This window comes from Peteryoungia wuzhouensis (genome assembly GCF_003205195.1).
Lineage (GTDB): Bacteria > Pseudomonadota > Alphaproteobacteria > Rhizobiales > Rhizobiaceae > Allorhizobium > Allorhizobium wuzhouense.
Genome location: NZ_QJRY01000004.1, coordinates 271,288 through 292,784, shown reverse-complemented (window position 1 = coordinate 292,784; position 21,497 = coordinate 271,288). Strand labels below are relative to the sequence as shown.

The window sequence follows — 21,497 nt, the reverse complement described above, 5'->3', positions numbered from 1 at the left end:
CCTCACAGATTCAGTTTCTTGTTGTCGGGGTCGTAGAAGACAGGGCTGACGACCTCGGCCAGCACTTCCGAACCGCGCAAGCCGTCCCAGACGACGATCTTCTCGCCCAGCCGCTCGCGGCCGGATTTCAGGAAGGCAAGGCCGATCGTGTGGCCGAGCGTCGGCGAATGGCAGACGGAGGACACCCAGCCCTGATCGTTATGGGTCGACGGCCGGATGTTTTCCTTGAGCAGATGCGCGCCCGCCTTGAACGCCTTGTCGTGATCGACCGGCTTTAGGCCGACGAGTTGCGGACGGTCGGCAGCGGTCAGGCCGAAGCGGCTCGACAGCCGGTTGCCGATGAAATCAGGCTTCTGCGTCGAGAACATCTTGCCCAGACCCACATCGTCGGGCGTCGTGCGTCCATCGATTTCGCTGTGGGTGATGAAGCCCTTTTCGATGCGCAGCACGTTCAGCGCCTCGACACCGTAAGCGCAGATGCCATGCGGCTTGCCGGCCGCCATGATCGCATCGGCAACGGCCTCACCGTAATTGGCCGGCACCGCCACTTCGAAGGCGAGTTCGCCGGAAAAGGAGATGCGGAAGAGCCGCGCCTTCAAGCCGCCCTTGAGCAGCACTTCGCGCGCCGAGAGGAAGGGGAAGGCTTCGTCGGAGATATCGTCCTCGATGATCTGTTCGAGGATGATGCGAGCCTTGGGTCCCGCGACCGACATCTGCGCCCACTGATCGCTGGAGGAGACGAAGCGCACCTCGAGATCCGGCCAGAGAACCTGGGCGCAAAATTCCAGATGCGTCATCACCTCGCCGGCATAGGCGGTCGTGGTGGTCATGAAGAAATGCTCGTCCGACAACCGGCTCGTCGTGCCGTCGTCGTAGATCATCCCGTCTTCGCGCAGCATCAGCCCGTAGCGGGCCTTGCCGACAGGCAGCTTCAGGAAGGCGTTGGAATAGACGCGGTTGAGGAATTCCGCCGCATCCTTGCCGAAGATCTCGATCTTGCCGAGCGTCGAAACATCGCAGATGCCGGCATTGGCCCTGATATTCAGCACTTCGCGGTCAACGGCCTCGCGCCAGGTCTTCTCGCCATCGCGCGGGAACCAGGAGGAGCGATACCAGACACCGGATTCGACAAAGACTGCCCCGTTTTTCTTCGCCCAGCCATGCAGCGGCGAGGTGCGCACCGGCCGCGAATGTTCACCGCGCGAGGTGCCCGCCATCGCCCCGAAGGACACGGGCGTGTAGAAGGGCCGGAAGGTCGTGGTGCCGATCTCGGCAGGCGATACGCCGCGCATGCCGGCCATGATGCCGATCGTAGCTATATTGCCGAGCTTGCCCTGATCGGTCGCCATGCCGCCGGTCGTGTAGCGTTTGGTATGCTCGACATGGCCCATGGCCTCGCGCTGGGCAAGGCTCAGGTCCTTCACATGCACGTCGTTCTGGAAGTCGACGAAGGCCTTGGACTTGGCGCCCGGCACACACCAGAGCGGCGCGAACGAAGCGTCATATTCGCCCTCAACCTCGGGCACGTCGACCGTGCCGACGAGACGACCGAGATCGCCGATCGCCTCATGCGCCTTGTCAGCGCCATCGCGCAAAACGGCGGCAAGCGAGACATGACCGGCAGCCGAGCCGGCGATCCGCAGCCCCTGCCCCACATCGGGCGCCAGGAACGCCTGATGATCTTCCGACCAAGTGGGCTTGGCGCCGCGCTGGCAGGCGAGATGCACGATCGGGCTATAGCCGCCGCTCATGGCGAGCGCATCGCAGGCGATTTCTTCCTGGTGGCCGACACGTTCGGCGATCAGACCCTTGATCCGGTAATATCCCTTGGTGTCGATGACGGAGCCGCCACGGATCACCCGGACGCCTGATGGAGCAACATCAGAGGAGTTCGTCCGCCCGTCGATGACAGCTGCAACGCCAACACCGGCAGCGACCAGATCGGCCGCCGTGCGATAACCCGCACCGCCATTGGTGAAGATCGCGACGTTCTGGCCGGCGGCCACGCCGTATCGATTGAGATAGGTCCTGATGGCGCCAGAGGTCATCACACCAGGCTTGTCATTGCCACCGAAGACCAGCGGCCGCTCTTCCGCACCCGAAGCGAGGATCGCCCGCTTGGCGACGATGCGCCAGACGCGCTCGACCGGCAGTTCGCTGGTCGGCTGTGCGACATGCTTCTGCACCTTTTCGACGGCACCGAAGACATTGTCGTCATACCAGCCGAACACCGTGGTGCGCGGCATCAGCGTGACATTGGAAAGGCTCTTCAACTCCTCGACGACAGACGCCGCATACTCGGCCGCCGGTACGCCGCCGACGGTGACGCGCTCGGAAAGCAGCGATCCGCCAAGCCGGAAACCCTCATCCGCCAGGATCACGCGCAGTCCCGCCCGCGCGGCAGCCCGCGCCGCCATCAATCCGGCCGGACCGGCGCCGATCACCAGGAGGTCGCAATGCGCCCAGGCCTTCTCGTAGCGATCGGGATCGGGCAGGAACGGCGTCTTGCCCAGACCGGCAGCCCTGCGGATAACGGGCTCATAGACCTTCTCCCAGAAGGCCTTCGGCCACATGAAGGTCTTGTAGTAGAAGCCGGCCGAAAGGAACGGCGACAACAGGCTGTTGACCGAGCCGATATCGTATTTCAGCGACGGCCAGCGGTTCTGGCTGTTGGCTTCGAGCCCCTGATAGAGTTCGGCCACGGTGGCGCGGGTATTGGGCTCGGTGCGACCGTCCTTGCCGATCGTGACAAGTGCATTCGGTTCGGCCGCACCCGCCGTCACGATGCCGCGCGGGCGGTGATATTTGAACGAACGTCCGACCAGAAGCTGGTCATTGGCGATCAGGGCAGAGGCCAGCGTATCGCCTTCGAAACCGGTATAGGTCTGACCATCGAACGAGAAGGAAAGGGTCCGGGCGCGATTGACGAGCCCGCCGGAGGAAAGCCTGAAACCACTCATCGTGCGCCCTCCTTCGCATAGGTGCTCGCATCGGTCACGCTATAGACCTCGTGGCTCCCAGCATTGTCGCGCTCGACCACCAGCCAGCGCCGGCAGCCGGCCGTGTGGTGCCAGTGCTCGACAATCCGGCCCTTCGGATTGTCGCGAAGAAAGACGTATCGCACCCACGCTTCGTCGGGTGCACCGGGCGCCGGACGGACCGGGCTCGCGTCGCCGCGAATGCTGAATTCTTCCTTGGGACGGACGCCGCAATGCGGACAGGTAATCAGGCTGGCCATGGCGATGTCTCAATGCAGGTTCGGTTGGGGACCCTTGCCGCCTTCGTCGACGGCAAAGCCGCGCTCGAAGCGGTCGAGGCGCAGCAGGCGGGCCACGGGATGGGGTTCGTTCTTGGCGATCAGATGGGCAAAGCAGAAGCCGGACGCCGGCGTCGCCTTGAAGCCGCCGTAACACCAGCCGCAATTCAGGTAGAGATTGTCGATCGGCGTGCGGTCGATGATCGGCGAGCCGTCCATCGACATGTCCATCACCCCGCCCCAGGCGCGCAGCACCCGGACCCTGGACAGTCCGGGGATCAGCGAGACCCCCTCCTCGATCGTATGCTCGACGGTCGCGAGATTGCCGCGCTGGGCGTAAGAAGAATAGTAGTCGATGTCGGCCCCGAAGACCAAACCGCCCTTGTCGGACTGCGAGATATAGAAATGTCCCGCGCCATAGGTGATGACATTGTCGATCACGGGCTTGATGCCTTCCGACACGAAGGCCTGCAGCACATGTGTCTCGATCGGCAGGTCGAGCCCCGCCATCTTCCCGGTGACGGAGGTATGGCCGGCGGTCGCCAGCGCCAGCTTGTTGCAGCCGATGAAACCCTTCGTCGTCTCGACGCCGGTCACCTGGCCGAGGTCGTCGCGGCGGATGCCGGTCACTTCGCACTGCTGAATGAGATCCACGCCGCGCTCGTCGGCACCGCGCCCATAGCCCCAGGCCACCGCATCATGGCGGGCCGTACCACCGCGCCGCTGCAGCAAACCGCCCATGATCGGGAAGCGCGCATGGTCGAAGTTCAGATAAGGCATCATCTGGCGCACCTGCTCGCGGTCGAGCAGCTCGGCCTTCACCCCATGCATCATCATCGCATTGCCGCGCCGCGCATAGGCGTCGCGCTGGCCGTCGGAATGAAAGAGATTGACGATGCCGCGCTGCGAAACCATGGCATTGTAGTTGAAGTCCTGTTCCAGGCCTTCCCACAGCTTCATCGACATCTCGTAAAAGGGCTCGTTGCCCTCGAGCATGTAGTTCGAGCGGATGATGGTGGTGTTGCGCCCGACATTGCCGCCGCCGAGATAGCCCTTCTCGATGACGGCGACATTGGTGATGCCGAATTCCTTGGCAAGGTAATAGGCGGTCGCCAGCCCATGCCCGCCGCCACCGACGATGATGACGTCGTAATGCGGTTTCGGCTGCGGCTCGCGCCACATCGGCGCCCAGTTCCGGTTGCCGGAAAGCGCCTGGCGGAAGATCGAAAGGGCGGAATAACGCATCGAACAACCTCTGCAAATGTCGCTGCACATTCGCATAGGCGTCACAAAGAGCAAGCGCGATCAGGACAAAATCTATGCTGTTTGAGACATGCGACACAGGTTTGGCCGCAGTGCAGCACGAAAGTCGCAGCCACTTGCGGCAGGCAATCACGCAGCTTCACAAGTGGTGTCTCGCGCTCTACATCGAAGGATGCGCACCAGAAAAAATGCCCCGAGGAGAATGAAATGCCTGCGATGACGGAGATCTTGACGTTGTTCGAAAAGGCAGCCCTGTCCGTTGGGCCGGTCATTCTCGATATCTACAGCGCCGGCCCGGACATTCGCCTCAAGGGCGACAAGACGCCGGTGACGGAGGCCGATGAAGCGGCCGAGCGCATAATTCTCACCGCGCTTTCCAAGGACCTGCCGGACATCCCTGTCGTCGCCGAAGAGGAAGTCGCCGCCGGTCGCCTGCCCGACATCTCCGGCGGCACCTTCATCCTCGTCGACCCGCTCGACGGCACGCGCGAATTCATCGGCGGCCATGACGACTTCACTGTCAACATTGCGCTCGTCCGGGACGGGGTGCCGATTGCAGGCGTCGTCTACGCACCGGCCCTCGGCAGCGCCTATCTCGGCGCGGACGGTGCGGCGGAACGGCTGACGATCGCCCCCGGCTACGGCGTCACGGAACGGCGCCCCATTCGCACCCGCCTGCGCCCGCCCGCCCCATGCGCCCTGGTCAGCCGCTCGCACAACAGCGAAGCGACCATGGCCTTCATCGACGAGGCCGGCATTCCCGATCGCCGGGCCGTCGGTTCCTCGCTCAAATTCTGCCTGCTGGCTGAGGGAAAAGCCGATATCTATCCCCGCTTCGGCCGCACGATGGAATGGGATACGGCCGCAGGCGACGCTGTTCTGCGCGCCGCCGGTGGCCTGACGCTGACGACAAACGGCACACCGCTTCTCTATGGCAAGCACAGCCAGGAAGACGCGCCCTTCGCCAACCCAAACTTCATCGCCTGGGCGGACGCGCAAAAGCGGGGATGAATTTTGGAATTTCCAGAATGAAATCAACGAAGGCGATGCAATTTCATCCCCCACCTTCAAGGCGGCCTCATACTTCTCCCTCGATCACCGCTGCTGCATCCCGCAGCCGGAAACAGTGGAGAGAAGCCGATGCCAGACACCACCACCCGCCTTGAACTGCCGTTCATCCTGCCCGCACAGGCGCAGAAACACGTGACCCACAATGAAGCCCTGCTGCGGCTCGACGCCGTGGTCCAACTCGTCATCGATGGCGAGAGCGTCGATCCGCCGGCAAGTCCGGCCGGGGGCGAAACCCTGTGGATCCCTGGGCCGGGTACGGCAGCCTTTGCCGGCCATGACGGCACGCTTGCCGTGCGCCAGGATGGCGCCTGGACCTTCATTGTCCCGCAGGCGGGCTGGCAGGCCGTCTTCCGCGACAGCGCAACAGTGAAGATCTTCGACGGCAGCGACTGGCAGACCCCTGCCCTGCCCGAGGCGCTCAGCCTCGACCGGCTCGGCATATCCGGCACCGCAGACGCCTACAACCGGCTGCTGGTTCAGTCGCCCGGCAGCCTCTTCAACCATGCGGGCGACAGCCACCGCCTGTCGATCAACAAGGCTTCGACCGGCGACACCGCGAGCATCATCCTCCAGTCCAACTGGCAGGCCCGCACCGAAATGGGTCTGGCCGGCGAAGACCGCTTCTCCTTCAAGATGTATGGAGACGTGACCGGCTGGCGCCAGGCGATCGGGATCTCGCCGGAGGGTTATGTCCACCATGACCAGCGACCACTGGCCCGCGCGGCCTTGGCACCGGCCACCTTCACGCCCGCCGCAGGAAGCTTTACGGGATTCGACACATTGCATCTCTCCGGCGGAGACATGGCGCTCGGCAGCCCCCTTGCCTCTGGCCATGGCAAGCCGCTGGTCGTACCCGCCTCCGGCTACTATCTCATGGCACTCACGGTGTCGTCCGACGATGCCGCCCATCAGCTGCATGTCAGCCGCAATGGTGCGAGTGACATCGCCAGTCACAGCGGATCGGCCGGCACTTCAGGGGTAACGATGCTCGTCTGGCTCGACGCGGGCGATACGCTGGCGCTGCGTCACGCGAACGCGGCGCAGTATCAGTTCGGATACGGACGCACGGAGCTTTGCGTCTTCCTGTTGTGATCGGCGCGACAAAGAACAAGGGCGCCGCTTGTGGCGACGCCCTTGTGAGGATGATGATTGGAAACCGGCGTCAAAGAAGGCGGTAGCGGCAGGCACGAGCAACCGCCTGCATGCGATTCACCGCCTCCAGCTTGCGCATGGCGCTCTTCAGATAGCTGACCACCGTGTGGCTCGAAATGTCGAGAATGATGGCGATCTCGTCGCTGCTTTTCCCCGCCGCCGACCAACGCAGGCACTCGATTTCCCGCGCCGACAGCTTTTCCCTCGGGCCGGGCCGCGGCACGAGACTTTCCACGCCGCGATCGATGAGTTCCATCGCGCTGAGCTGCATCATGGCGATATCTTCCCGGCGCGGTTTGGTGGCCCGCCCGGAATAGACGAGGATATACTGCGTCTGGTGCCGGTCGTGCAGGCTGAAGGCGAGATGACCTGATGGCGCATGCTGCTCGAACAGGGCCGCAACCGGATTGCGGGCTTCTGACGCCGCACTGCTCAGAAACAGATTGTCCACCGAAAAGATCGGCAGCGCCGTCTGCTTCAATTGCTGCACCAGAAGGCTGCCGGCAAAGATCTCCGCATGTTCATAGGCAAGGCGCAATTCGTCGGCCCAGGATGCCGCGAGCAGGTTGGCCGAGAATTCCGGGCTATCGGCCTTCGGAAAGCGCGCCAGAAGACAGTGGTCGAAGTCATAGGCGCGCCCCAGCGCGACGAGCTCGCGCGCGAAGGAATCGGACGATCCTGCGTCGTTCCCCGTCATCTCGGCATGAGCACCCAAATCGTGGCGCCGTGCCACTTCAGTCGGCCTAAACATCGAACTCCTTTCGACCGGATGAACGTCCGGCCGGAATTGGCATGTGCATGGACAAAGAATCGTTCCAATACGGAACAGCTATCAGTCGGGCCTGTCGCCGATCTTGCGGGGTAGATACCGTCAGCAAGGGGAGAAAATGAATGCAGACGGTTCAAATGAACGACGTCCAAGGCATTCTCGCCCCCGTTTCGCACGAATTGCGCTCTGCGACTACCGGGGAAGCGTGCATAACTCCCATGCATTTGCCGCAACTTTACGCAGCGTAAGGCCGGATTCGGACGAATCTCGCCGACGAACGCAATGAGAAATTATTATCAAATGCTTACAACCTGCTTAGGCAAATTTTAAAGCATAGCTCCTAGTATGCGGATGTGTGGTCTTGAGTTTGTATAGAGAGTCCAATGACCGAAATGATCCGCCCACGAGTTAAATATGTCATCGGCCCCGATGGCAGCCCTCTGACAATTGCCGATCTTCCGCCGGCCAACACACGCCGCTGGGTGATCCGCCGCAAGGCAGAGGTTGTCGCGGCTGTGCGTGGTGGCCTGTTGAGCCTCGAAGAAGCCTGCGATCGTTATACGCTGACAGTCGAGGAATTCCTCTCCTGGCAGTCCTCGATCAACGACCATGGCCTCCCCGGCCTGCGCACCACCCGCATCCAGCAGTATCGCCATTAATCTGTTTTGTACCGGCTGGCCCGGTACGCCAAGATTTTTCAGAAAAAGACCCATCACGAAACCGGCATGGCCCCGCCTGCCGGTTTTACTCGTTGTCGCCGGTCGCGTTCGGCGCGTGGTGCAGCAAGGCGACCATCAGGCTCGACCCCGCATAGAGCCAGAGCCCGGGTTGGGTAAAGGCCTCCGTCAGCCCGCTGGTCTTGGCTGCGAAGATGACGATTGCGACCAAAAGCACGTCCATCATCGACCAGCGCGCCAGATGCGGCACAAGACGCCCGATCCAGCCGGACGCCAGGTCACGCTTGGGTGCGAGGTTCTCCCCGGCAACCAGCACGAGCTTGGCGAGGGGAAAGACGATCGAGAACAGCGCCACCAGCACTGACAGTGCGGCGTCGCCTCCCGTCCAGAGCGCGGCAACAATCTCGATCAGGGAAGCTTCGCGCTTCAGAATGTAGAAGCTTTCGAACCGCATCAGCGGCAGCGTCACCCCGAGCGCCAGACAGGCGGGCGCGAAAACGAGCAGCACTGCTCTCGACCAGATCGACAACAAGCCCCTCCATCCTGAACGCTGTGTCACGCGCCGTTGCATTGCCGCCGAACGACCACAGATGTTAATCAGAAGCCAGAGATCGCGGCAACACGAGGACCTGACATGCAGATTGCAGCTGAAGAACACGCCTCGGGCGGACGGTATTTAGGCCAAGTCGAAGGCATTTCGGAGCCGGCGGAAATGACGTTTTCCCGCGCTTCGCCGACACTGATTATCATCGACCACACGCAAGTACCCGATTCACTGCGCGGCAAGGGCGTCGGCCAGGCGCTGGCCCAGCATGCAGTCGAGGCTGCCCGCGAGGGCGGCTGGAAGATCATTCCCCTCTGCCCTTTCATGAAGGCGCAGATGGATCGTCATCCGGAATGGAACGACGTGCGCAAGAGCTGAGCGTCGCATACCGGCACATAAACGCACGAAGGCGGGCGCAGGCAAAGCTGCGACCGCCTTTTTCATGGTCTCAATGGGCTTGAATCGTTAATTCAGGCCCGAACACGCATCTGGCCGTCACGCTCTTCGAGCGCTGAGGCCTTCTGGTATTCCGCTTCTGCCTCTTCCAACGCCAGTTCTGCGGCTTCCTGCTGGACCTTCAGTTCCCGGATCGAGACCTGAAGATTGTCCGCGCGCTGGCGAGCAGCCTTGGCGAAGGTGGGATAGGCGAAATGATTGGGATCCGTGATGCCGGATTTTTTCTCTTCGATGCCGATTTGAGCTTCGAGCTCCTTCGCCATCCGTTCGAACTCCGCCATCATCGACTGCAACTGCTGCAATTGCCGACGCTTTTCGGTGACCTGAAAACCTTTCAGGCGAACCAGGCTCTCACGCGACTTCATACGCAATACTCCCGTGATGCGAGACCCCCCGCCACACTTGCTACTCAACACGCCGACCGCGAACCGTCCAAAAAAAGTCTGCGGCGTTAACAAAAAGCTACCCTTGGTAACCTTTCGTTTACGGGCATCGTTAATGATAAGGCGGATCACTTAAGGGTCAGTAAATGCCAGCGCCGGAAAACGGCACATGACAATGATGAGTCAAATGAATCGGTTACGGGTAAAACCTGAGGCGCAGATTCAAGTGTGGCGATGACCGAAACACATGCAAAATCATGAGGCTGAAATCTTTGCTTAATAAATCCGATACACCTTGCCAGAGGGAATCAGAATTTGTTAACCATTTGGTGGCAGCCTGCAAATCAGGCAACGACTGGATCCGTATCGCGTAGGGGGACATCTCGACCTTTCGGCGGCGGTAAAGGGGATAAATATGCGGGTTCTACTCATCGAAGACGACAGCGCGACCGCTCAGAGCATCGAACTGATGCTCAAATCGGAAAGCTTCAACGTCTATACAACCGATCTCGGCGAAGAAGGTGTCGATCTCGGTAAGCTCTACGACTACGATATCATTCTGCTCGACCTCAACCTCCCCGACATGTCCGGCTACGAGGTGCTTCGCACGCTCCGCCTGTCGAAGGTGAAGACCCCGATCCTCATCCTGTCCGGCATGGCCGGCATCGAGGACAAGGTTCGCGGTCTCGGTTTCGGCGCCGACGACTACATGACGAAGCCCTTCCACAAGGATGAGCTCGTTGCCCGTATTCACGCGATCGTCCGTCGCTCGAAGGGTCATGCCCAGTCCATCATCATCACCGGTGAGCTGATCGTGAACCTGGACGCCAAGACCGTCGAAGTCGGCGGCACCCGCGTTCACCTCACGGGCAAGGAATACCAGATGCTCGAGCTGCTCTCGCTGCGCAAGGGCACGACGCTGACCAAGGAAATGTTCCTCAACCACCTCTATGGCGGCATGGACGAACCGGAACTGAAGATCATCGACGTCTTCATCTGCAAGCTGCGCAAGAAGCTCGCAAATGCGGCCGGTGGCGCCAACTACATCGAAACCGTCTGGGGTCGCGGCTATGTGCTGCGCGAGCCGGATGGCGCGGAATACATGGAAACGGCCTGATCCGTTCTCCGCACACGTTGCCTCAAAAGGCCCGCATCATCCGATGCGGGCCTTTTGCGTTGTCGGGATGCGGCGCCCACCCCTGCCTCCCGGCCGTTGGGGCATCCGGCCGAATGCAATGAAAAAGGCGACACCTGGAAGATGCCGCCTGAATTCGCTTGGAGAACGATTGTTGGAGCTCGCCCTCAGGCCGCCATCGCCTTGTCGCCGAAGGTCGCCGTCAGGATCTGGCGGTCGAAAGGCTTCAGCAGGAAATCATTGGCGCCGGCGCGCTTGCCGGCCATCATCACCTTCAGCTCCGCCTCGATGACGCAGTAGTAGATCCGCACGTCCTTGCCGTTCGGAAGGGCACGCACATTGGAGATGAGATCGAGAGCATCGTCCATGGCAGCATCGACGATCAGGAAATCGGGCAGCTCGCGCTCGCAAAGCACCAAGGCCTCGCGACCTGTCGATGCATCCGCCACCTGGAAGCCGAGTTCCGACAGGATCTTGCGACCCACCTTGCGAACCACGTCCGAGCCGTCTGCAATCATGAGGCGCTTCATGGCCATATCCCCTCCCGCTTCCGGGCACATAACAATTCTGCCCGCACCTTATGCCACAGCGCCTAAGGAACCGTTACCGCCTCGCGACAGGCACTGTCCCGAAACGGTCCAGCGGCTCAGACGACCTCGGCCGTGAACGCGATTTCGCCTTCGCTCGGCACGCATTTCAGCTCCATGCCGGCCTCGTCGGCGAGGAGAACGGTATAGTAGGGCTGGATGGTATGGGCATCGACCGCCTCTTCCAGATGACCCGACAGGATTTCCTGGTATTTCGGCGGCACGCGCAGCATGCGGCCCTTGGCGACGATCTTGAACTTGGCGTCTGTCTCGGGATCCTCAAGGGTCACATCAAGCGAACCGCCGCGCGGGATCGCGCCATAGGCGACGAGGAACAGGTTGAGCAGCAGCTTCACCCGGTTCTTCGCAATGATGGCGCGCGGGCCGTTCCAGGTGACTTCCGTCTTCTTCTCGGCCGCCGCGAAATCCTTGGCCGCCTTTTCCGCTTCGCCGGTGTCGATCGATGCGCCGACCGAGCCGGACGCGCCGAAGGCAAGCCGTGCGAATTTCAGGCGGACGGAGGCGTTGAGCGCGCTGGTGCGGATGAGATCCATCGCATCGGCGTCTGCACCGCCTTCGTCGAGCAGTTCCAGCCCGTTGTTGATCGCACCGACCGGCGAGATCACGTCATGGCAGACGCGGCTGCACAAAAGGGCCGCGAGATCGGGACCCGCGAGCGTGAGATTGGGGTTTTTCGCCATGGTCGTCTCCAGAGAAGTGTCATCGGTACCACAGCGGTCGTGCACGAACATGGGGCTGCGGTGTCACCGGATTCCTTGTCGGCCATAATGACACCATATTTGGTAAACCGATTATTAAGATGATGATCGCTAGGTTTAATTACCCCCATCGAAGAAGCCGAATCCATCGACTTCACATCAAGGAGGCTCCATGCGTCACCTGATAACCCGCTCCTTCCCTGCCGCGCGGCTCTTCCTTCTGGCAGCTTTCGTCCTGTCCGCACTGGCAGTGGCCCCGCGCCAGGTTCAGGCCGCCGGTGAATACTCGATCCAGGAAGTGGTCGATGCCGGGCACGGTTTCTTCGGTGAGACCAGTGGCGCTTTGGCGAAGGTCATCGAACAGGCCTTCGAACAATACGGCCTGCCGAACGGCTATATCCTCGGTCAGGAAGGTTCGGGCGCTCTGATCGCCGGCCTCACCTATGGCGAAGGCACGCTCTATACGAAGAATGTCGGCCAGCACGATGTCTTCTGGCAGGGTCCTTCTCTCGGCATCGACTATGGTGGCAACGGCACCCGCACCATGATGCTGGTTTATGACCTGCCGGATGTCGACACGCTCTACGCGCGTTACGGCGGCGTCAGCGGCTCGGCCTATATCGTCGCCGGCGTCGGCATGACCGTGCTGAAGAGCCGCGATGTCATCCTGGTTCCCATCCGCACCGGCGTCGGTGCCCGCCTCGGCGTCAATGTCGGCTATCTGAAGCTCACGCGCACGCCCACCTGGAACCCCTTCTGACATCCTGCCAGGAGGAACTCAGGCTGACGCAAGCTTGGTCCTGCTCTGTCGTTAGGCATACTGAGAGATTCCGGTGCGCTCCCCGCGGCAATCCTTGCCGCGACGGGGGCACCATGATTAAATATGCCTTAATGCTCATGTGAACGCTGTGGCCCGACCGTGATTGAATATACACTGATTTTCGGAATGGGATTTATGGCCGCAGCCCTCTTGGCAATGCTGCTGGCGCCTGCGATCCATCGGCGTGTGGTGCTCTACACCGAGAATCGCCTCAAGGCGACCATGCCGCTGAGCCCGCAGGAGATCCGCGCCCAGAAGGACATGGTGCGCGCACTCTACGCCGCCGAAAACGCCAAGACCCAGCACGAGCTGATCCGTGAGCGCGAAAGGGCGATTGCCCTCAAGCTGCAGAATGAAACCCTGTCCGGTGAAGCCGGGCGGCTGATTGCCGAAAATCAGGATCTGAAGACGCAGATCAACGAGATGAGCACCGAGGCCGCCGACATGCGCTCCGGGCTTCGCCGTGCCGATATCGATCTGTCGACCGTCCGCGAAACACTGAAGCGTGTCGAAGTGGCTACGGCCGCCAAGGATGTCGAACTGGAGGAGCGTGCGCGTCGCATCGCCCGCCTGGTGAGCGACATCGATCACATGCGCATCGAGGCCATGAGCCGGGACACCGAGATCGATACGCTGAAGACGCGCATCCAGTTCATGCGCGACGAACGCGAAGATCTGCGCCGCGAAAACAAGCTGCTGGGCAAGCGCGCCAAGGATGCCGAACTGCGTCTGACCCAGGAAGAACACAAGGTCTTGCGCCTGGAAGACAGTCTTGCGCGGGATGCGGCCGAACGGGCGGATGCAGGCTCTGCGCTGGAACGCCGGCAGCGGGAACTCACCGAGCTGAAAGCCAAGCTGAAATCGGCGAATGCGCAGCTGAGAAGCGCCCAGCGCAGTCTCAAGCAGGCGGGCCTGCCTCTGCCCGATGCGACGGAGGACACCATGCTCGACGAACAGACACCCGCCCCCCGCCTCAGCCCCGACCTGCTGGAAAGCGATATCCGCCATAGCCAGACCGCGCTGACGGAGCGCCTGCTGAAGGCGACATCCGCCGCAGAGGATGACCAGTTGCGTGAAGAACTGGGCGACATCGCCGCCAAGATGATCCTGCTGACCTCGATGCGGGAAGCCTCGGGCGAAGGCCCGTCGCCGATCGGCGAATTCATGGCCCAGCCTTCAGCCCGTGGCGCCAACGCGCCGCGCAGCCTGGTCGATCGTGTCCTCGCGCTCGACCCCTCGGTCGGCCGGTCGGCGAGCGTGCCGTCTCCCGCAGAATAGGCTGCTCAGCCCAGCCGCCCCATGGCGCGGGCAATCGCATAAAGCGCAATCCCGCTCGCCGTCCCGACATTCAGACTATCCAGCCCTGGGGCCTGGGCAATGCGGGCCGAACGGAAGCTTTCCAGGATTGCCTTGGGCAACCCCTCGCCTTCCGTTCCCATGACGAGCGCCACGCGGCGGCTAGGGGCAATCGCACCGATCTCGACCTCTCCGGAAGGAGACAGGGCCCAGATCTCGAACCCGGAAGCCGCAAGGGCGCCAAGCACGCCGTCTGCCGATCCTTGCCGGCTGTAGGGCATGGTCAGCACGGAGCCGACGGAGACACGCAGCGCCTTGCGATACAGCGGATCACAGCAGGTCTCGTCGAGCAGCACGGCGTCGGCGGTGAAACCGGCAGCGTTTCTGAACAGCGATCCGATGTTGTCATGGTTGGAAATGCCGCAGCCCACCAGCACCAGCGCATCCTCGGAGAGCGCCGCGATCCGCTCCACAAGGTCGGGTGGCGGCAGCCGTCGCCCGAGCGCCAGCACGCCGCGATGCAGGTGAAAGCCGGCGATGGCATCGAGCACCGGGGCCTCGGCGACATAAACAGGGATATCGTCCGGAAAAAGCGCCAGAAGCTCGGAAAGCCCGGCAAGCCGGTTCTTGAGGATCAGCAGCTTTTCGGCAACGACATCCCCGCCCGCCGCATGCGCCTTGGCAAGCATCGAGAGCACCACTGTGCCCTCGGCGATGAACTGGCCTTGGCGGCCGGTCAGATCGCGTTCCCGGATGTCAGTGAATTCGGCAATCCGCGGATCGGCGGGATCGGTGATCTCGATCGGGCTCCCGCCAGTCATTGATGCTTACTTTTCCGACAGCGTGACGTCGGCAATGATGCGGCCGAGCGAAAGGTCGAAGACCAGCGTCTTCTTGACGCCTTCAGCCTCGCCAAGGATCAACATCTGGCTGCCCGAAAGCGAGGTGGAGAGAACCCGGAAGCCAGCCGGCAGATCGGCGGTCAGCGAAAGCGGCTGACCGGACGGGACGGCAAACGGCTGGGCGACGGTCGCAGCCGGCGCAGAGCGCCTATCGTCGCGCGTCAGCTTATAGCCGATGGCGACAAGCACCGCGAGAAACATCACCGCCATGATGCCGCCTGAGACCATCTGCAGCTTGATCATCTTGCGGCGCACGTTTTCCATCGCCGGATCCAGCGGCTTTTCGTCCTGTTCGTCGTCGAGATGGGTCATGGTCGCGGTCTGTCCTTAAAAAAGCTTCACGGTCGTAGCCACGGTGTCCCCAAAGGGGCTCCGGGCGCAAAATCATCCGGCTATCGATTGTCGAAGGCGCCGGTCTGTGCCACATGGCAGGAAAACCGGGCCGCACCGTCGGTCGAAGAAAGACGGAATGACACGATGACCGCCCCCTTTACCGAAAGCACCGCCGCAAGAAAAGAGCTGATTGCCGACGCGGATGCCGCAGGCCGCATCGACGCCTGGCTGACGGCAGCGCTCGGGGCCGAGTTCTCGCGCAACCGCGTCAAGGCGCTGATCGAGCAAGGGGCGGTGCAGGTCAACGGTGTGCTGCTGGATTCGCCCAACCGCAAGATCAAGACCGGCGACAGCATCGTCATCGATCTGCCGGCGCCCGAGGACCCGCAGCCGAAGGGAGAGAACATCCCGCTCGAAGTCCTCTACGAGGACAAGGACCTGATCGTCATTGCCAAGCCGCCGGGCCTCGTCGTCCATCCGGGCGCCGGCAACTGGCATGGCACGCTGGTCAATGCGCTGATCTATCATTGCGGCGACAGCCTCTCCGGCATTGGCGGCGTCAAGCGCCCCGGCATCGTCCACCGCCTCGACAAGGACACGTCGGGCGTCATGGTCGTCGCCAAGAACGACATCGCCCACCGCCACCTCGCCGACCAGTTTGCCGACCACGGCCGCACCGGTCCGCTGGAGCGCGCCTATCGTGCCGTCGTCTGGGGCCGTCCACGCTCGCTCGCCGGAACGATCGATGCAGCCCTTGGCCGCTCCGGCGCCGACCGCACCAAACGCACGGTCAAGCGCGAGGACACCGACGACGCCCGCGAGGCGATTACCCACTACACGGTGCTGGAGCGCTACGGCGAAAAGCCGGATGCGACCTGCCTCGCCTCGCTGGTCGAATGCCGGCTGGAGACAGGCCGCACCCACCAGATCCGCGTGCACATGGCCCATATCGGCAATCCGCTGGTCGGCGACCAGGAATATGGCGCCGCTTTCAAGACCAAGGCCAACCTCTTGCCGGAAGAAGCCAAGCGCGCCGTCAACAAGTTCCACCGCCAGGCGCTGCACGCCTATCTGCTGGCCTTCGAGCATCCGACATCAGGCAAGACCATGCGCTTCGAAGCCCCGATCCCGGCCGATCTGCAGAAGGTGATCGACGCCCTGAAGGCGATGTGACGCGGGCAATCGTCGTTACGGATCGAGCGGCAGCACGGCAAGCGGTGGCGGCGCATGGCGCGAGACCAGCACATGCCCGACGACGGCGGCAAGAACCACCACGCCACCAATGATGGTCGTCGGCGATGGCTGGTCACCGATGACAAGCCAGACCCAGAAGGGCGCAAGCGGCGCATCCAGAGCGCCGATCAGCGCCGATTCCACCGGCGGCACATCCCGCGCGCCGAGGGTCAGCAGCAGAAACCCCAGCGAGAAGGCCAGGACGCCAAAGCCGAGCACGACCGAAAGGTCATGGCCTGAGGTGGCAAACGGCGCGGCAAAGGGCAGCGCAACGGCCGCGCTCAGGAAACAGGAGACGACAGAACACGGCAGCGCCGGCTTGTCCGGATGGCGGCGGATCAGCACGGTCCAAAGCGCGACCATCCCGGTCATGGCGAAGGCAAGCAGATCGCCGAGAAGCGCCCCCTCCTCGCCGCTGCCGATCATCACCGCCACGCCGGCCATGGCCACACCGCTGGCGACAAGGGCGACGCGGCCGGGCCGCTCGCCAAGCAGCAGGAAGCCGAGGCCAGCCGCGATAAACGGGCAGGTCGCAAAGATGATCGCCACATGGGCAACCGAGGTCGTGTAGAGCGCACCGATGAACAGCACGGCACACGCGGCCGACGTGGCGCAGATCAGAAGCCCCGACCAGCCGAGCCGGACGAAGTCTGCCACCACACGCCCCCGCGCCGTCACGACCAGGCAAAGGAGCAGAAAGAGACCGGCGATCAAGCCCCGCAGAAAAAGCAGCGTCGGCCCGTCGATGGAGACAAGCCGCGTCATCAACCCCGCCGTGGACAGCGCAAACGTCGCGGCCGTGACGGCGATCAAGCCACGCGCATAGGTCGACATGGGCATGGGAACCTCTGAAATCCATAAACAATGCGATGTTTATAGCAGACCACAACTGCCACCATGGCGTCATCAGACGACGTTGTCCGTCTGCTTTTAACATACAGCCTACTGGCTCCGTTCGTCGTTTACGCGGGGCCTGATGCAGAACACGCTCATCTGTGTTACAAAGATCGAGACGGAGGATTTGCCATGGACGAGCCGGCAAAATCGAAATTTGCATCGGAAGACCGCGCGTCGAAGGAGTGGCGTCGAGCGCAGATGATTGAGAACAACGCGATCGAAGGCGTCACACGCGACCCGTCCCTCTCTGCGATGGTCACCGAAATGCGCGAGGCTGGTACGTCCACCGAGGCCCAGATCGCTCGCCTCCTGCAACGGCATTCACGGCCTGATGCGGCGGAATGAGGCAATGATGACAGCAGCAATCAATGCTTAGTCATGCTCTGGGGGCGGGGCAAACATGAAACCGCAGCCTATCATCGTCGGATGTATCCGGGGCCAGAACCTCGGGTCCCCGTCAACCGCCTCGGCATCCGCGACTGGCCAACCCTCCACGCATTGGAAGCAGAAATCCTGCCGCTTCGCATGGAACAGGGCCTCCCGAGCGAAGCCCTCGCGCTAAAATTCGAGGGTTATCTCAGCATTCACCGGCATCTCTTTCAGGATCTGTATGAATGGGCGGGAAGTTTGCGGCCCTACACCACCAGCCGTAATCCCGGTGCGCCGTTTGCCGCGCCCGAGAACATCGCTCCCTGGATGCAAAAGCAGTTCGAGTTTCTGCAGAGCCAAGAGTATCTTCGAGAGCTTGGTCTCTCGGACTTTGCGGCGGCTCTGGCCTCCGTGGCGAACGAACTCAACGCAGCCCATCCCTTCATTGACGGGAACGGACGGGTATTGCGCCTCTGGTTGCAGATTGTCTCGGAAAAGGCTGGCTTTGACTTGTCTCTTGATCGGCGTCATGCCGGCGATTGGAACGAGGCCAGCCGCATCGGTTTCCTGACGGGAAATTGCGCGCCCTTGAGCGCCCTCCTCCTCGCCAACCTCACGCGGCTTCGTCACTGATTGTTTGACACACCGTCACGCTCTCGTGAGGGAACGCAAATCTTGTATCGCCGTTTTGCCATACTTATCTGTCATACGGATTTCTGTGGGATAGAGAGATCCACGGAGATGGGACTCGCCGGAATATTGGGAGTCCACGAAGAAAGAGGGGTGCTATATGGCCCGCAACAGTTTGCCTTCCATCACCGCCGGTGAAGCCGGCCTCAATCGCTACCTGGACGAGATCCGCAAGTTCCCCATGCTGGAACCCCAGGAAGAATACATGCTTGCCAAGCGTTATGCCGAACATGGCGACCGCGACGCGGCGCACCGGATGGTCACGAGCCATCTGCGCCTCGTGGCGAAGATCGCCATGGGTTACCGTGGCTATGGCCTGCCGATCGGCGAAGTCGTTTCGGAAGGCAATGTCGGCCTGATGCAGGCGGTCAAGAAATTCGATCCCGAGCGCGGCTTCCGTCTGGCGACCTATGCCATGTGGTGGATCAAGGCCTCGATCCAGGAATACATCCTGCGCTCGTGGTCGCTGGTCAAGATGGGCACGACCGCCAATCAGAAGCGTCTGTTCTTCAATCTGCGTCGCCTCAAGGGCAAGATCCAGGCCATCGAGGAAGGTGACCTGAAGCCCGACCAGGTGGCCGAGATTGCCACCAAGCTGAACGTCTCGGAGGAGGAGGTCATTTCGATGAACCGCCGCCTCTCCGGCGACGCCTCGCTGAATGCGCCCTTGCGCGCAGCCGAAGGCGAAAGCGGCCAGTGGCAGGATTGGCTGGTCGACGATCACGAGAGCCAGGAAGCCGTCCTCATCGAACAGGACGAGCTGGACACCCGCCGCCGCATGCTGCAGCGGGCGATGAGCGTCCTCAACGAGCGCGAGCGCCGCATCTTCGAGGCCCGTCGTCTCGCCGAAGATCCGGTCACGCTGGAAGAACTCTCCTCCGAGTTCGACATCAGCCGCGAACGCGTCCGCCAGATCGAGGTGCGCGCCTTTGAGAAGGTCCAGGAAGCCGTCCAGAAGGATGCGCTGGAACGGGCCAAGGCGCTTCGGGTGGTCGAGGCCTAAGCCTTCCGATATCTCTGAACGAAAGCCTGCAAGCCGCCCGAAAGATCGGGCGGCTTTTTTTCGTGGCCGACCGCTACTCCGTTGCCAACTGCTGGCGCGAAAACAGATAGAGCCCAAGCGCAAACAGGATGATTGCCCAGCCGGCAAGCACCCCGAGGCCGGTCAGGCCTGCGAGCGGCGATCCCCCCATGATCACCCAGTCGCGCATCCACTGCGCGGCATAACTTGGAAGCGGCAGCCGGTCCGCATCCGCCCCGAGATAGAGCTGCAACACGGTGGATCCGATGGCGAGCAGAAATGCCGGGATGACGGCCGCGATCATCGAGCGGAAGAAGACCACAAGCGTGGCGACGAAAGCCGTGAGCACAGTGAGTTCGAGCAGGGCGACCCCGAACGCAGCCACGAAGATGACGAAGGAGGCTCCGGAGAAGACAGGCCCGCCGCTGCCCTGCCCTTTCAGGACGGATAGACCAAGGTTGATCGCCACGTCGCCGATTGCGGCGACCAGCAGCCCCAGCGCCAGCCACATCAGGCACAGCAAGCCCTTTGCTGCGAACAGCTGGACACGCGGCTGTCGCGGGACCAGAACCCGCCAGGTTGCATGGCGGTATTCGAGAAAGAAGAGAGAGGCGATGCCGATGGCATAGATGAGCTGTCCGATTGAATTGCCGGACAGGTTGAGGCTCTTCGCTGCCGAGAGGAAGATATCGATATCCTCGCCACCCTGACGCCCCAGGCGCACGAAGAGCAGCCCCTCGACGACCAGCTTGAACAGGAGCGCGACGAGCGGCACGGACAGGAAACCCCAGAACAGGATCGCGGGCTGGCGCGACAGCTTCAGCATTTCCGCAGAGAGAAGCGGTCTCATCGGCCAGCCTCCCGTGTCTGCGAGAGAAAGACGGTTTCGAGATCCGGCTTGACCCATTTCGCTTCGTGGATGCGCATCCCGGCGCCAGCCAGGGATGCGATCAGATCGGGAACCTGCTCGCTGTCGATCTTCACATAGACACCGCCGTCGCCGGCCTCGGCCCTTGCGCCGAACTCTTCGATAAGGGTGTCCGGCGTGTCGACCGACAGAAAGAAGCGCCCCTCGCGGTCAAGCAGGTCGGCAACGGCGCCTTCTGCGACCAGCCGCCCATGCTGAAGAATGGCCACCCGGTCGCAGACCCTCTGAACTTCGTCCAGAAGATGGCTGGACAACAGCACCGTCAGGCCGTCGCGATGGGCAAGTTCGTCGATCAGCGCGCGCATTTCGAGGATGCCGTCGGGATCGAGCCCGTTGGTCGGCTCGTCCAGGATGATCGCCTCGGGCTGGCCGATCAGCGCGCAGCCGATCCCGAGCCGCTGCTTCATGCCGAGCGAGAAACCGGACACCGCCTTGTCCGCCGCCTTTTCCAGCCCGATCCGTCGCAAGACAGGCTCGACCAGCGCGCCGGTACCGGTGAAACGGGCCAGCATCTGCAGGTGCTCGCGGGCCGTCAGGAAAGGATAGAAGCTCGGCGCTTCAATCAACATGCCAAGTCGGCGGCGATTGGCAGGCGCCGCCGGCGCGCCGAAGATCAGCACATCGCCACGATCCGCCGTCAGCAACCCTGCCAGAATCCGCAGCAGCGTGCTCTTGCCGGCGCCGTTCGGACCGAGCAGGCCATAGACGGATCCTTTCGGCACAGACAGGCTGAGCCCATCCAGCGCCAGCACCGAGGTCCTGCCGCGACCGAACCTCTTGTCGACCGAGATGAACGAAATAGCCGGCTCAGTCGACAGGTGTACCGCCCCTCGGCGCATGTCTTCCACAATCGCTGCCATTGGCACTTTCCTGTTTTTTGTTGCCGGCCCGAGGATCGAAACCGAGCACGTCAATTGTATGAAGCCCATCGTCGGCCAGGGTTTCGACCCGGCGTCAAAATGAAAAAATCCGCCGAAATCTCTCTCGGCGGATGTG

The 21,497-nt window shown here is 62.2% G+C and carries 24 protein-coding genes; 11 read left to right on the top strand and 13 right to left on the bottom strand.

The window, feature by feature from the left end; translation table 11 throughout:
• Positions 1–2: 2 nt before the first annotated feature.
• The 3 genes from DMY87_RS12960 to DMY87_RS12950 are packed head-to-tail and all read right to left on the bottom strand — an operon-like array spanning position 3 to position 4,501.
• On the bottom strand, positions 3–2,960 hold the full coding sequence (locus tag DMY87_RS12960) for a sarcosine oxidase subunit alpha family protein (RefSeq protein ID WP_110791857.1): 2,958 nt from the start codon (positions 2,958–2,960) through the stop codon (positions 3–5).
• The gene (locus tag DMY87_RS12955) at positions 2,957–3,238 is read right to left on the bottom strand and encodes a sarcosine oxidase subunit delta (RefSeq protein ID WP_110791855.1); all 282 of its coding nucleotides are present in this window, start codon (positions 3,236–3,238) and stop codon (positions 2,957–2,959) included. Before DMY87_RS12955 ends, DMY87_RS12960 begins: the two co-directional genes overlap by 4 nt.
• Positions 3,239–3,247: 9 nt before the next feature.
• Positions 3,248–4,501, bottom strand: coding sequence for a sarcosine oxidase subunit beta family protein (locus DMY87_RS12950; RefSeq protein WP_110791854.1), 1,254 nt, complete (start codon positions 4,499–4,501; stop codon positions 3,248–3,250).
• Between the two features lie 234 nt (positions 4,502–4,735).
• Here DMY87_RS12950 and cysQ point away from each other — a divergent pair, with 234 nt between their 5' ends.
• Both cysQ and DMY87_RS12940 read left to right on the top strand, forming a co-directional pair.
• Entirely contained in the window at positions 4,736–5,530 is a 795-nt protein-coding gene (gene cysQ / locus DMY87_RS12945; protein WP_110792190.1) for a 3'(2'),5'-bisphosphate nucleotidase CysQ, read from the top strand.
• Between the two features lie 129 nt (positions 5,531–5,659).
• Positions 5,660–6,682: a DUF2793 domain-containing protein gene (locus DMY87_RS12940; RefSeq protein WP_110791852.1), complete on the top strand. Its 1,023-nt coding sequence runs from the start codon at positions 5,660–5,662 to the stop codon at positions 6,680–6,682.
• A 70-nt stretch (positions 6,683–6,752) separates the two neighbouring features.
• On the opposite strand, the gene DMY87_RS12935 is transcribed toward DMY87_RS12940, so the two are convergent.
• Positions 6,753–7,493, bottom strand: a complete 741-nt coding sequence (locus DMY87_RS12935; protein WP_110791851.1) for a response regulator transcription factor — start codon at positions 7,491–7,493, stop codon at positions 6,753–6,755.
• A 401-nt stretch (positions 7,494–7,894) separates the two neighbouring features.
• Between DMY87_RS12935 and sciP the strand changes: the two genes are divergently transcribed.
• The gene (gene sciP, locus DMY87_RS12930) at positions 7,895–8,170 is read left to right on the top strand and encodes a CtrA inhibitor SciP (protein WP_110791849.1); all 276 of its coding nucleotides are present in this window, start codon (positions 7,895–7,897) and stop codon (positions 8,168–8,170) included.
• Positions 8,171–8,255: 85 nt separating this feature from the next.
• Here the strand turns inward: sciP and DMY87_RS12925 are convergent, their stop codons facing one another.
• Positions 8,256–8,759 (bottom strand): paraquat-inducible protein A, encoded by a 504-nt coding sequence (locus DMY87_RS12925; protein ID WP_110791848.1) that lies wholly within the window; start codon positions 8,757–8,759, stop codon positions 8,256–8,258.
• Positions 8,760–8,822: 63 nt separating this feature from the next.
• Here DMY87_RS12925 and DMY87_RS12920 point away from each other — a divergent pair, with 63 nt between their 5' ends.
• Entirely contained in the window at positions 8,823–9,110 is a 288-nt protein-coding gene (locus tag DMY87_RS12920) for a GNAT family N-acetyltransferase (RefSeq protein WP_110791847.1), read from the top strand.
• Between the two features lie 92 nt (positions 9,111–9,202).
• Here the strand turns inward: DMY87_RS12920 and DMY87_RS12915 are convergent, their stop codons facing one another.
• Positions 9,203–9,553 carry a flagellar export protein FliJ gene (locus tag DMY87_RS12915; protein ID WP_062279749.1) on the bottom strand — a complete coding sequence of 117 codons (351 nt, stop codon included), beginning with the start codon at positions 9,551–9,553 and terminating at the stop codon, positions 9,203–9,205.
• A 433-nt stretch (positions 9,554–9,986) separates the two neighbouring features.
• Between DMY87_RS12915 and ctrA the strand changes: the two genes are divergently transcribed.
• The gene (gene ctrA / locus DMY87_RS12910) at positions 9,987–10,688 is read left to right on the top strand and encodes a response regulator transcription factor CtrA (RefSeq protein ID WP_110791846.1); all 702 of its coding nucleotides are present in this window, start codon (positions 9,987–9,989) and stop codon (positions 10,686–10,688) included.
• Positions 10,689–10,873: 185 nt separating this feature from the next.
• Here the strand turns inward: ctrA and DMY87_RS12905 are convergent, their stop codons facing one another.
• Positions 10,874–11,242 (bottom strand): response regulator, encoded by a 369-nt coding sequence (locus tag DMY87_RS12905; RefSeq protein WP_165826223.1) that lies wholly within the window; start codon positions 11,240–11,242, stop codon positions 10,874–10,876.
• 110 nt (positions 11,243–11,352) lie between these two features.
• Positions 11,353–11,994 (bottom strand): histidine phosphotransferase ChpT, encoded by a 642-nt coding sequence (chpT, locus tag DMY87_RS12900; RefSeq protein ID WP_110791844.1) that lies wholly within the window; start codon positions 11,992–11,994, stop codon positions 11,353–11,355.
• 190 nt (positions 11,995–12,184) lie between these two features.
• On the opposite strand from chpT, the gene DMY87_RS12895 reads away from it, so the two are divergent.
• A complete protein-coding gene (locus DMY87_RS12895; RefSeq protein ID WP_110791843.1) occupies positions 12,185–12,772 on the top strand; it encodes a DUF1134 domain-containing protein in 588 nt (195 codons plus the stop codon).
• 195 nt (positions 12,773–12,967) lie between these two features.
• Positions 12,968–14,110: a coiled-coil domain-containing protein gene (locus DMY87_RS12890; protein ID WP_245408909.1), complete on the top strand. Its 1,143-nt coding sequence runs from the start codon at positions 12,968–12,970 to the stop codon at positions 14,108–14,110.
• A 5-nt stretch (positions 14,111–14,115) separates the two neighbouring features.
• On the opposite strand, the gene DMY87_RS12885 is transcribed toward DMY87_RS12890, so the two are convergent.
• Entirely contained in the window at positions 14,116–14,949 is an 834-nt protein-coding gene (locus tag DMY87_RS12885) for a TrmH family RNA methyltransferase (protein ID WP_110791841.1), read from the bottom strand.
• A 6-nt stretch (positions 14,950–14,955) separates the two neighbouring features.
• Positions 14,956–15,342 carry a hypothetical protein gene (locus tag DMY87_RS12880; RefSeq protein WP_110791839.1) on the bottom strand — a complete coding sequence of 129 codons (387 nt, stop codon included), beginning with the start codon at positions 15,340–15,342 and terminating at the stop codon, positions 14,956–14,958.
• A gap of 165 nt (positions 15,343–15,507) precedes the next feature.
• Here DMY87_RS12880 and DMY87_RS12875 point away from each other — a divergent pair, with 165 nt between their 5' ends.
• A complete protein-coding gene (locus DMY87_RS12875; protein WP_110792184.1) occupies positions 15,508–16,536 on the top strand; it encodes an RluA family pseudouridine synthase in 1,029 nt (342 codons plus the stop codon).
• A 15-nt stretch (positions 16,537–16,551) separates the two neighbouring features.
• Here the strand turns inward: DMY87_RS12875 and DMY87_RS12870 are convergent, their stop codons facing one another.
• A complete protein-coding gene (locus DMY87_RS12870; RefSeq protein ID WP_110791838.1) occupies positions 16,552–17,436 on the bottom strand; it encodes a DMT family transporter in 885 nt (294 codons plus the stop codon).
• 186 nt (positions 17,437–17,622) lie between these two features.
• Between DMY87_RS12870 and DMY87_RS12865 the strand changes: the two genes are divergently transcribed.
• The 3 genes from DMY87_RS12865 (at position 17,623) to rpoH (ending at position 19,555) form a co-directional block, all read left to right on the top strand.
• The gene (locus DMY87_RS12865) at positions 17,623–17,838 is read left to right on the top strand and encodes a hypothetical protein (RefSeq protein ID WP_110791836.1); all 216 of its coding nucleotides are present in this window, start codon (positions 17,623–17,625) and stop codon (positions 17,836–17,838) included.
• A gap of 180 nt (positions 17,839–18,018) precedes the next feature.
• Positions 18,019–18,495 (top strand): Fic/DOC family protein, encoded by a 477-nt coding sequence (locus DMY87_RS12860; RefSeq protein WP_165826222.1) that lies wholly within the window; start codon positions 18,019–18,021, stop codon positions 18,493–18,495.
• Between the two features lie 157 nt (positions 18,496–18,652).
• Positions 18,653–19,555, top strand: a complete 903-nt coding sequence (gene rpoH / locus DMY87_RS12855; RefSeq protein ID WP_110791833.1) for an RNA polymerase sigma factor RpoH — start codon at positions 18,653–18,655, stop codon at positions 19,553–19,555.
• Positions 19,556–19,628: 73 nt separating this feature from the next.
• Here the strand turns inward: rpoH and DMY87_RS12850 are convergent, their stop codons facing one another.
• Together DMY87_RS12850 and DMY87_RS12845 are read right to left on the bottom strand one after the other, a co-directional pair.
• On the bottom strand, positions 19,629–20,423 hold the full coding sequence (locus tag DMY87_RS12850; protein WP_165826221.1) for an ABC transporter permease: 795 nt from the start codon (positions 20,421–20,423) through the stop codon (positions 19,629–19,631).
• Positions 20,420–21,361: an ABC transporter ATP-binding protein gene (locus DMY87_RS12845; RefSeq protein ID WP_245408908.1), complete on the bottom strand. Its 942-nt coding sequence runs from the start codon at positions 21,359–21,361 to the stop codon at positions 20,420–20,422. Before DMY87_RS12845 ends, DMY87_RS12850 begins: the two co-directional genes overlap by 4 nt.
• Positions 21,362–21,497 lie beyond the last annotated feature (136 nt).

What these genes read in the sequence shown, in the direction of transcription:
- DMY87_RS12960 (WP_110791857.1), bottom strand. Translation starts at nt 2,960, where the DNA reads ATGAGTGGTTTCAGGCTTTCCTCCGGCGGGCTCGTCAATCGCGCCCGG.
- DMY87_RS12935 (WP_110791851.1), bottom strand. Translation starts at nt 7,493, where the DNA reads ATGTTTAGGCCGACTGAAGTGGCACGGCGCCACGATTTGGGTGCTCAT.
- DMY87_RS12925 (WP_110791848.1), bottom strand. Translation starts at nt 8,759, where the DNA reads ATGCAACGGCGCGTGACACAGCGTTCAGGATGGAGGGGCTTGTTGTCG.
- DMY87_RS12850 (WP_165826221.1), bottom strand. Translation starts at nt 20,423, where the DNA reads ATGAGACCGCTTCTCTCTGCGGAAATGCTGAAGCTGTCGCGCCAGCCC.
- sciP (WP_110791849.1), top strand. Translation starts at nt 7,895, where the DNA reads ATGACCGAAATGATCCGCCCACGAGTTAAATATGTCATCGGCCCCGAT.
- DMY87_RS12920 (WP_110791847.1), top strand. Translation starts at nt 8,823, where the DNA reads ATGCAGATTGCAGCTGAAGAACACGCCTCGGGCGGACGGTATTTAGGC.
- DMY87_RS12905 (WP_165826223.1), bottom strand. Translation starts at nt 11,242, where the DNA reads ATGGCCATGAAGCGCCTCATGATTGCAGACGGCTCGGACGTGGTTCGC.
- ctrA (WP_110791846.1), top strand. Translation starts at nt 9,987, where the DNA reads ATGCGGGTTCTACTCATCGAAGACGACAGCGCGACCGCTCAGAGCATC.
- DMY87_RS12885 (WP_110791841.1), bottom strand. Translation starts at nt 14,949, where the DNA reads ATGACTGGCGGGAGCCCGATCGAGATCACCGATCCCGCCGATCCGCGG.
- DMY87_RS12870 (WP_110791838.1), bottom strand. Translation starts at nt 17,436, where the DNA reads ATGCCCATGTCGACCTATGCGCGTGGCTTGATCGCCGTCACGGCCGCG.
- DMY87_RS12845 (WP_245408908.1), bottom strand. Translation starts at nt 21,361, where the DNA reads ATGGCAGCGATTGTGGAAGACATGCGCCGAGGGGCGGTACACCTGTCG.
- chpT (WP_110791844.1), bottom strand. Translation starts at nt 11,994, where the DNA reads ATGGCGAAAAACCCCAATCTCACGCTCGCGGGTCCCGATCTCGCGGCC.
- DMY87_RS12890 (WP_245408909.1), top strand. Translation starts at nt 12,968, where the DNA reads ATGGCCGCAGCCCTCTTGGCAATGCTGCTGGCGCCTGCGATCCATCGG.
- DMY87_RS12860 (WP_165826222.1), top strand. Translation starts at nt 18,019, where the DNA reads ATGGAACAGGGCCTCCCGAGCGAAGCCCTCGCGCTAAAATTCGAGGGT.
- DMY87_RS12865 (WP_110791836.1), top strand. Translation starts at nt 17,623, where the DNA reads ATGGACGAGCCGGCAAAATCGAAATTTGCATCGGAAGACCGCGCGTCG.
- DMY87_RS12875 (WP_110792184.1), top strand. Translation starts at nt 15,508, where the DNA reads ATGACCGCCCCCTTTACCGAAAGCACCGCCGCAAGAAAAGAGCTGATT.
- rpoH (WP_110791833.1), top strand. Translation starts at nt 18,653, where the DNA reads ATGGCCCGCAACAGTTTGCCTTCCATCACCGCCGGTGAAGCCGGCCTC.
- DMY87_RS12915 (WP_062279749.1), bottom strand. Translation starts at nt 9,553, where the DNA reads ATGAAGTCGCGTGAGAGCCTGGTTCGCCTGAAAGGTTTTCAGGTCACC.
- DMY87_RS12955 (WP_110791855.1), bottom strand. Translation starts at nt 3,238, where the DNA reads ATGGCCAGCCTGATTACCTGTCCGCATTGCGGCGTCCGTCCCAAGGAA.
- DMY87_RS12895 (WP_110791843.1), top strand. Translation starts at nt 12,185, where the DNA reads ATGCGTCACCTGATAACCCGCTCCTTCCCTGCCGCGCGGCTCTTCCTT.
- cysQ (WP_110792190.1), top strand. Translation starts at nt 4,736, where the DNA reads ATGACGGAGATCTTGACGTTGTTCGAAAAGGCAGCCCTGTCCGTTGGG.
- DMY87_RS12940 (WP_110791852.1), top strand. Translation starts at nt 5,660, where the DNA reads ATGCCAGACACCACCACCCGCCTTGAACTGCCGTTCATCCTGCCCGCA.
- DMY87_RS12880 (WP_110791839.1), bottom strand. Translation starts at nt 15,342, where the DNA reads ATGACCCATCTCGACGACGAACAGGACGAAAAGCCGCTGGATCCGGCG.
- DMY87_RS12950 (WP_110791854.1), bottom strand. Translation starts at nt 4,501, where the DNA reads ATGCGTTATTCCGCCCTTTCGATCTTCCGCCAGGCGCTTTCCGGCAAC.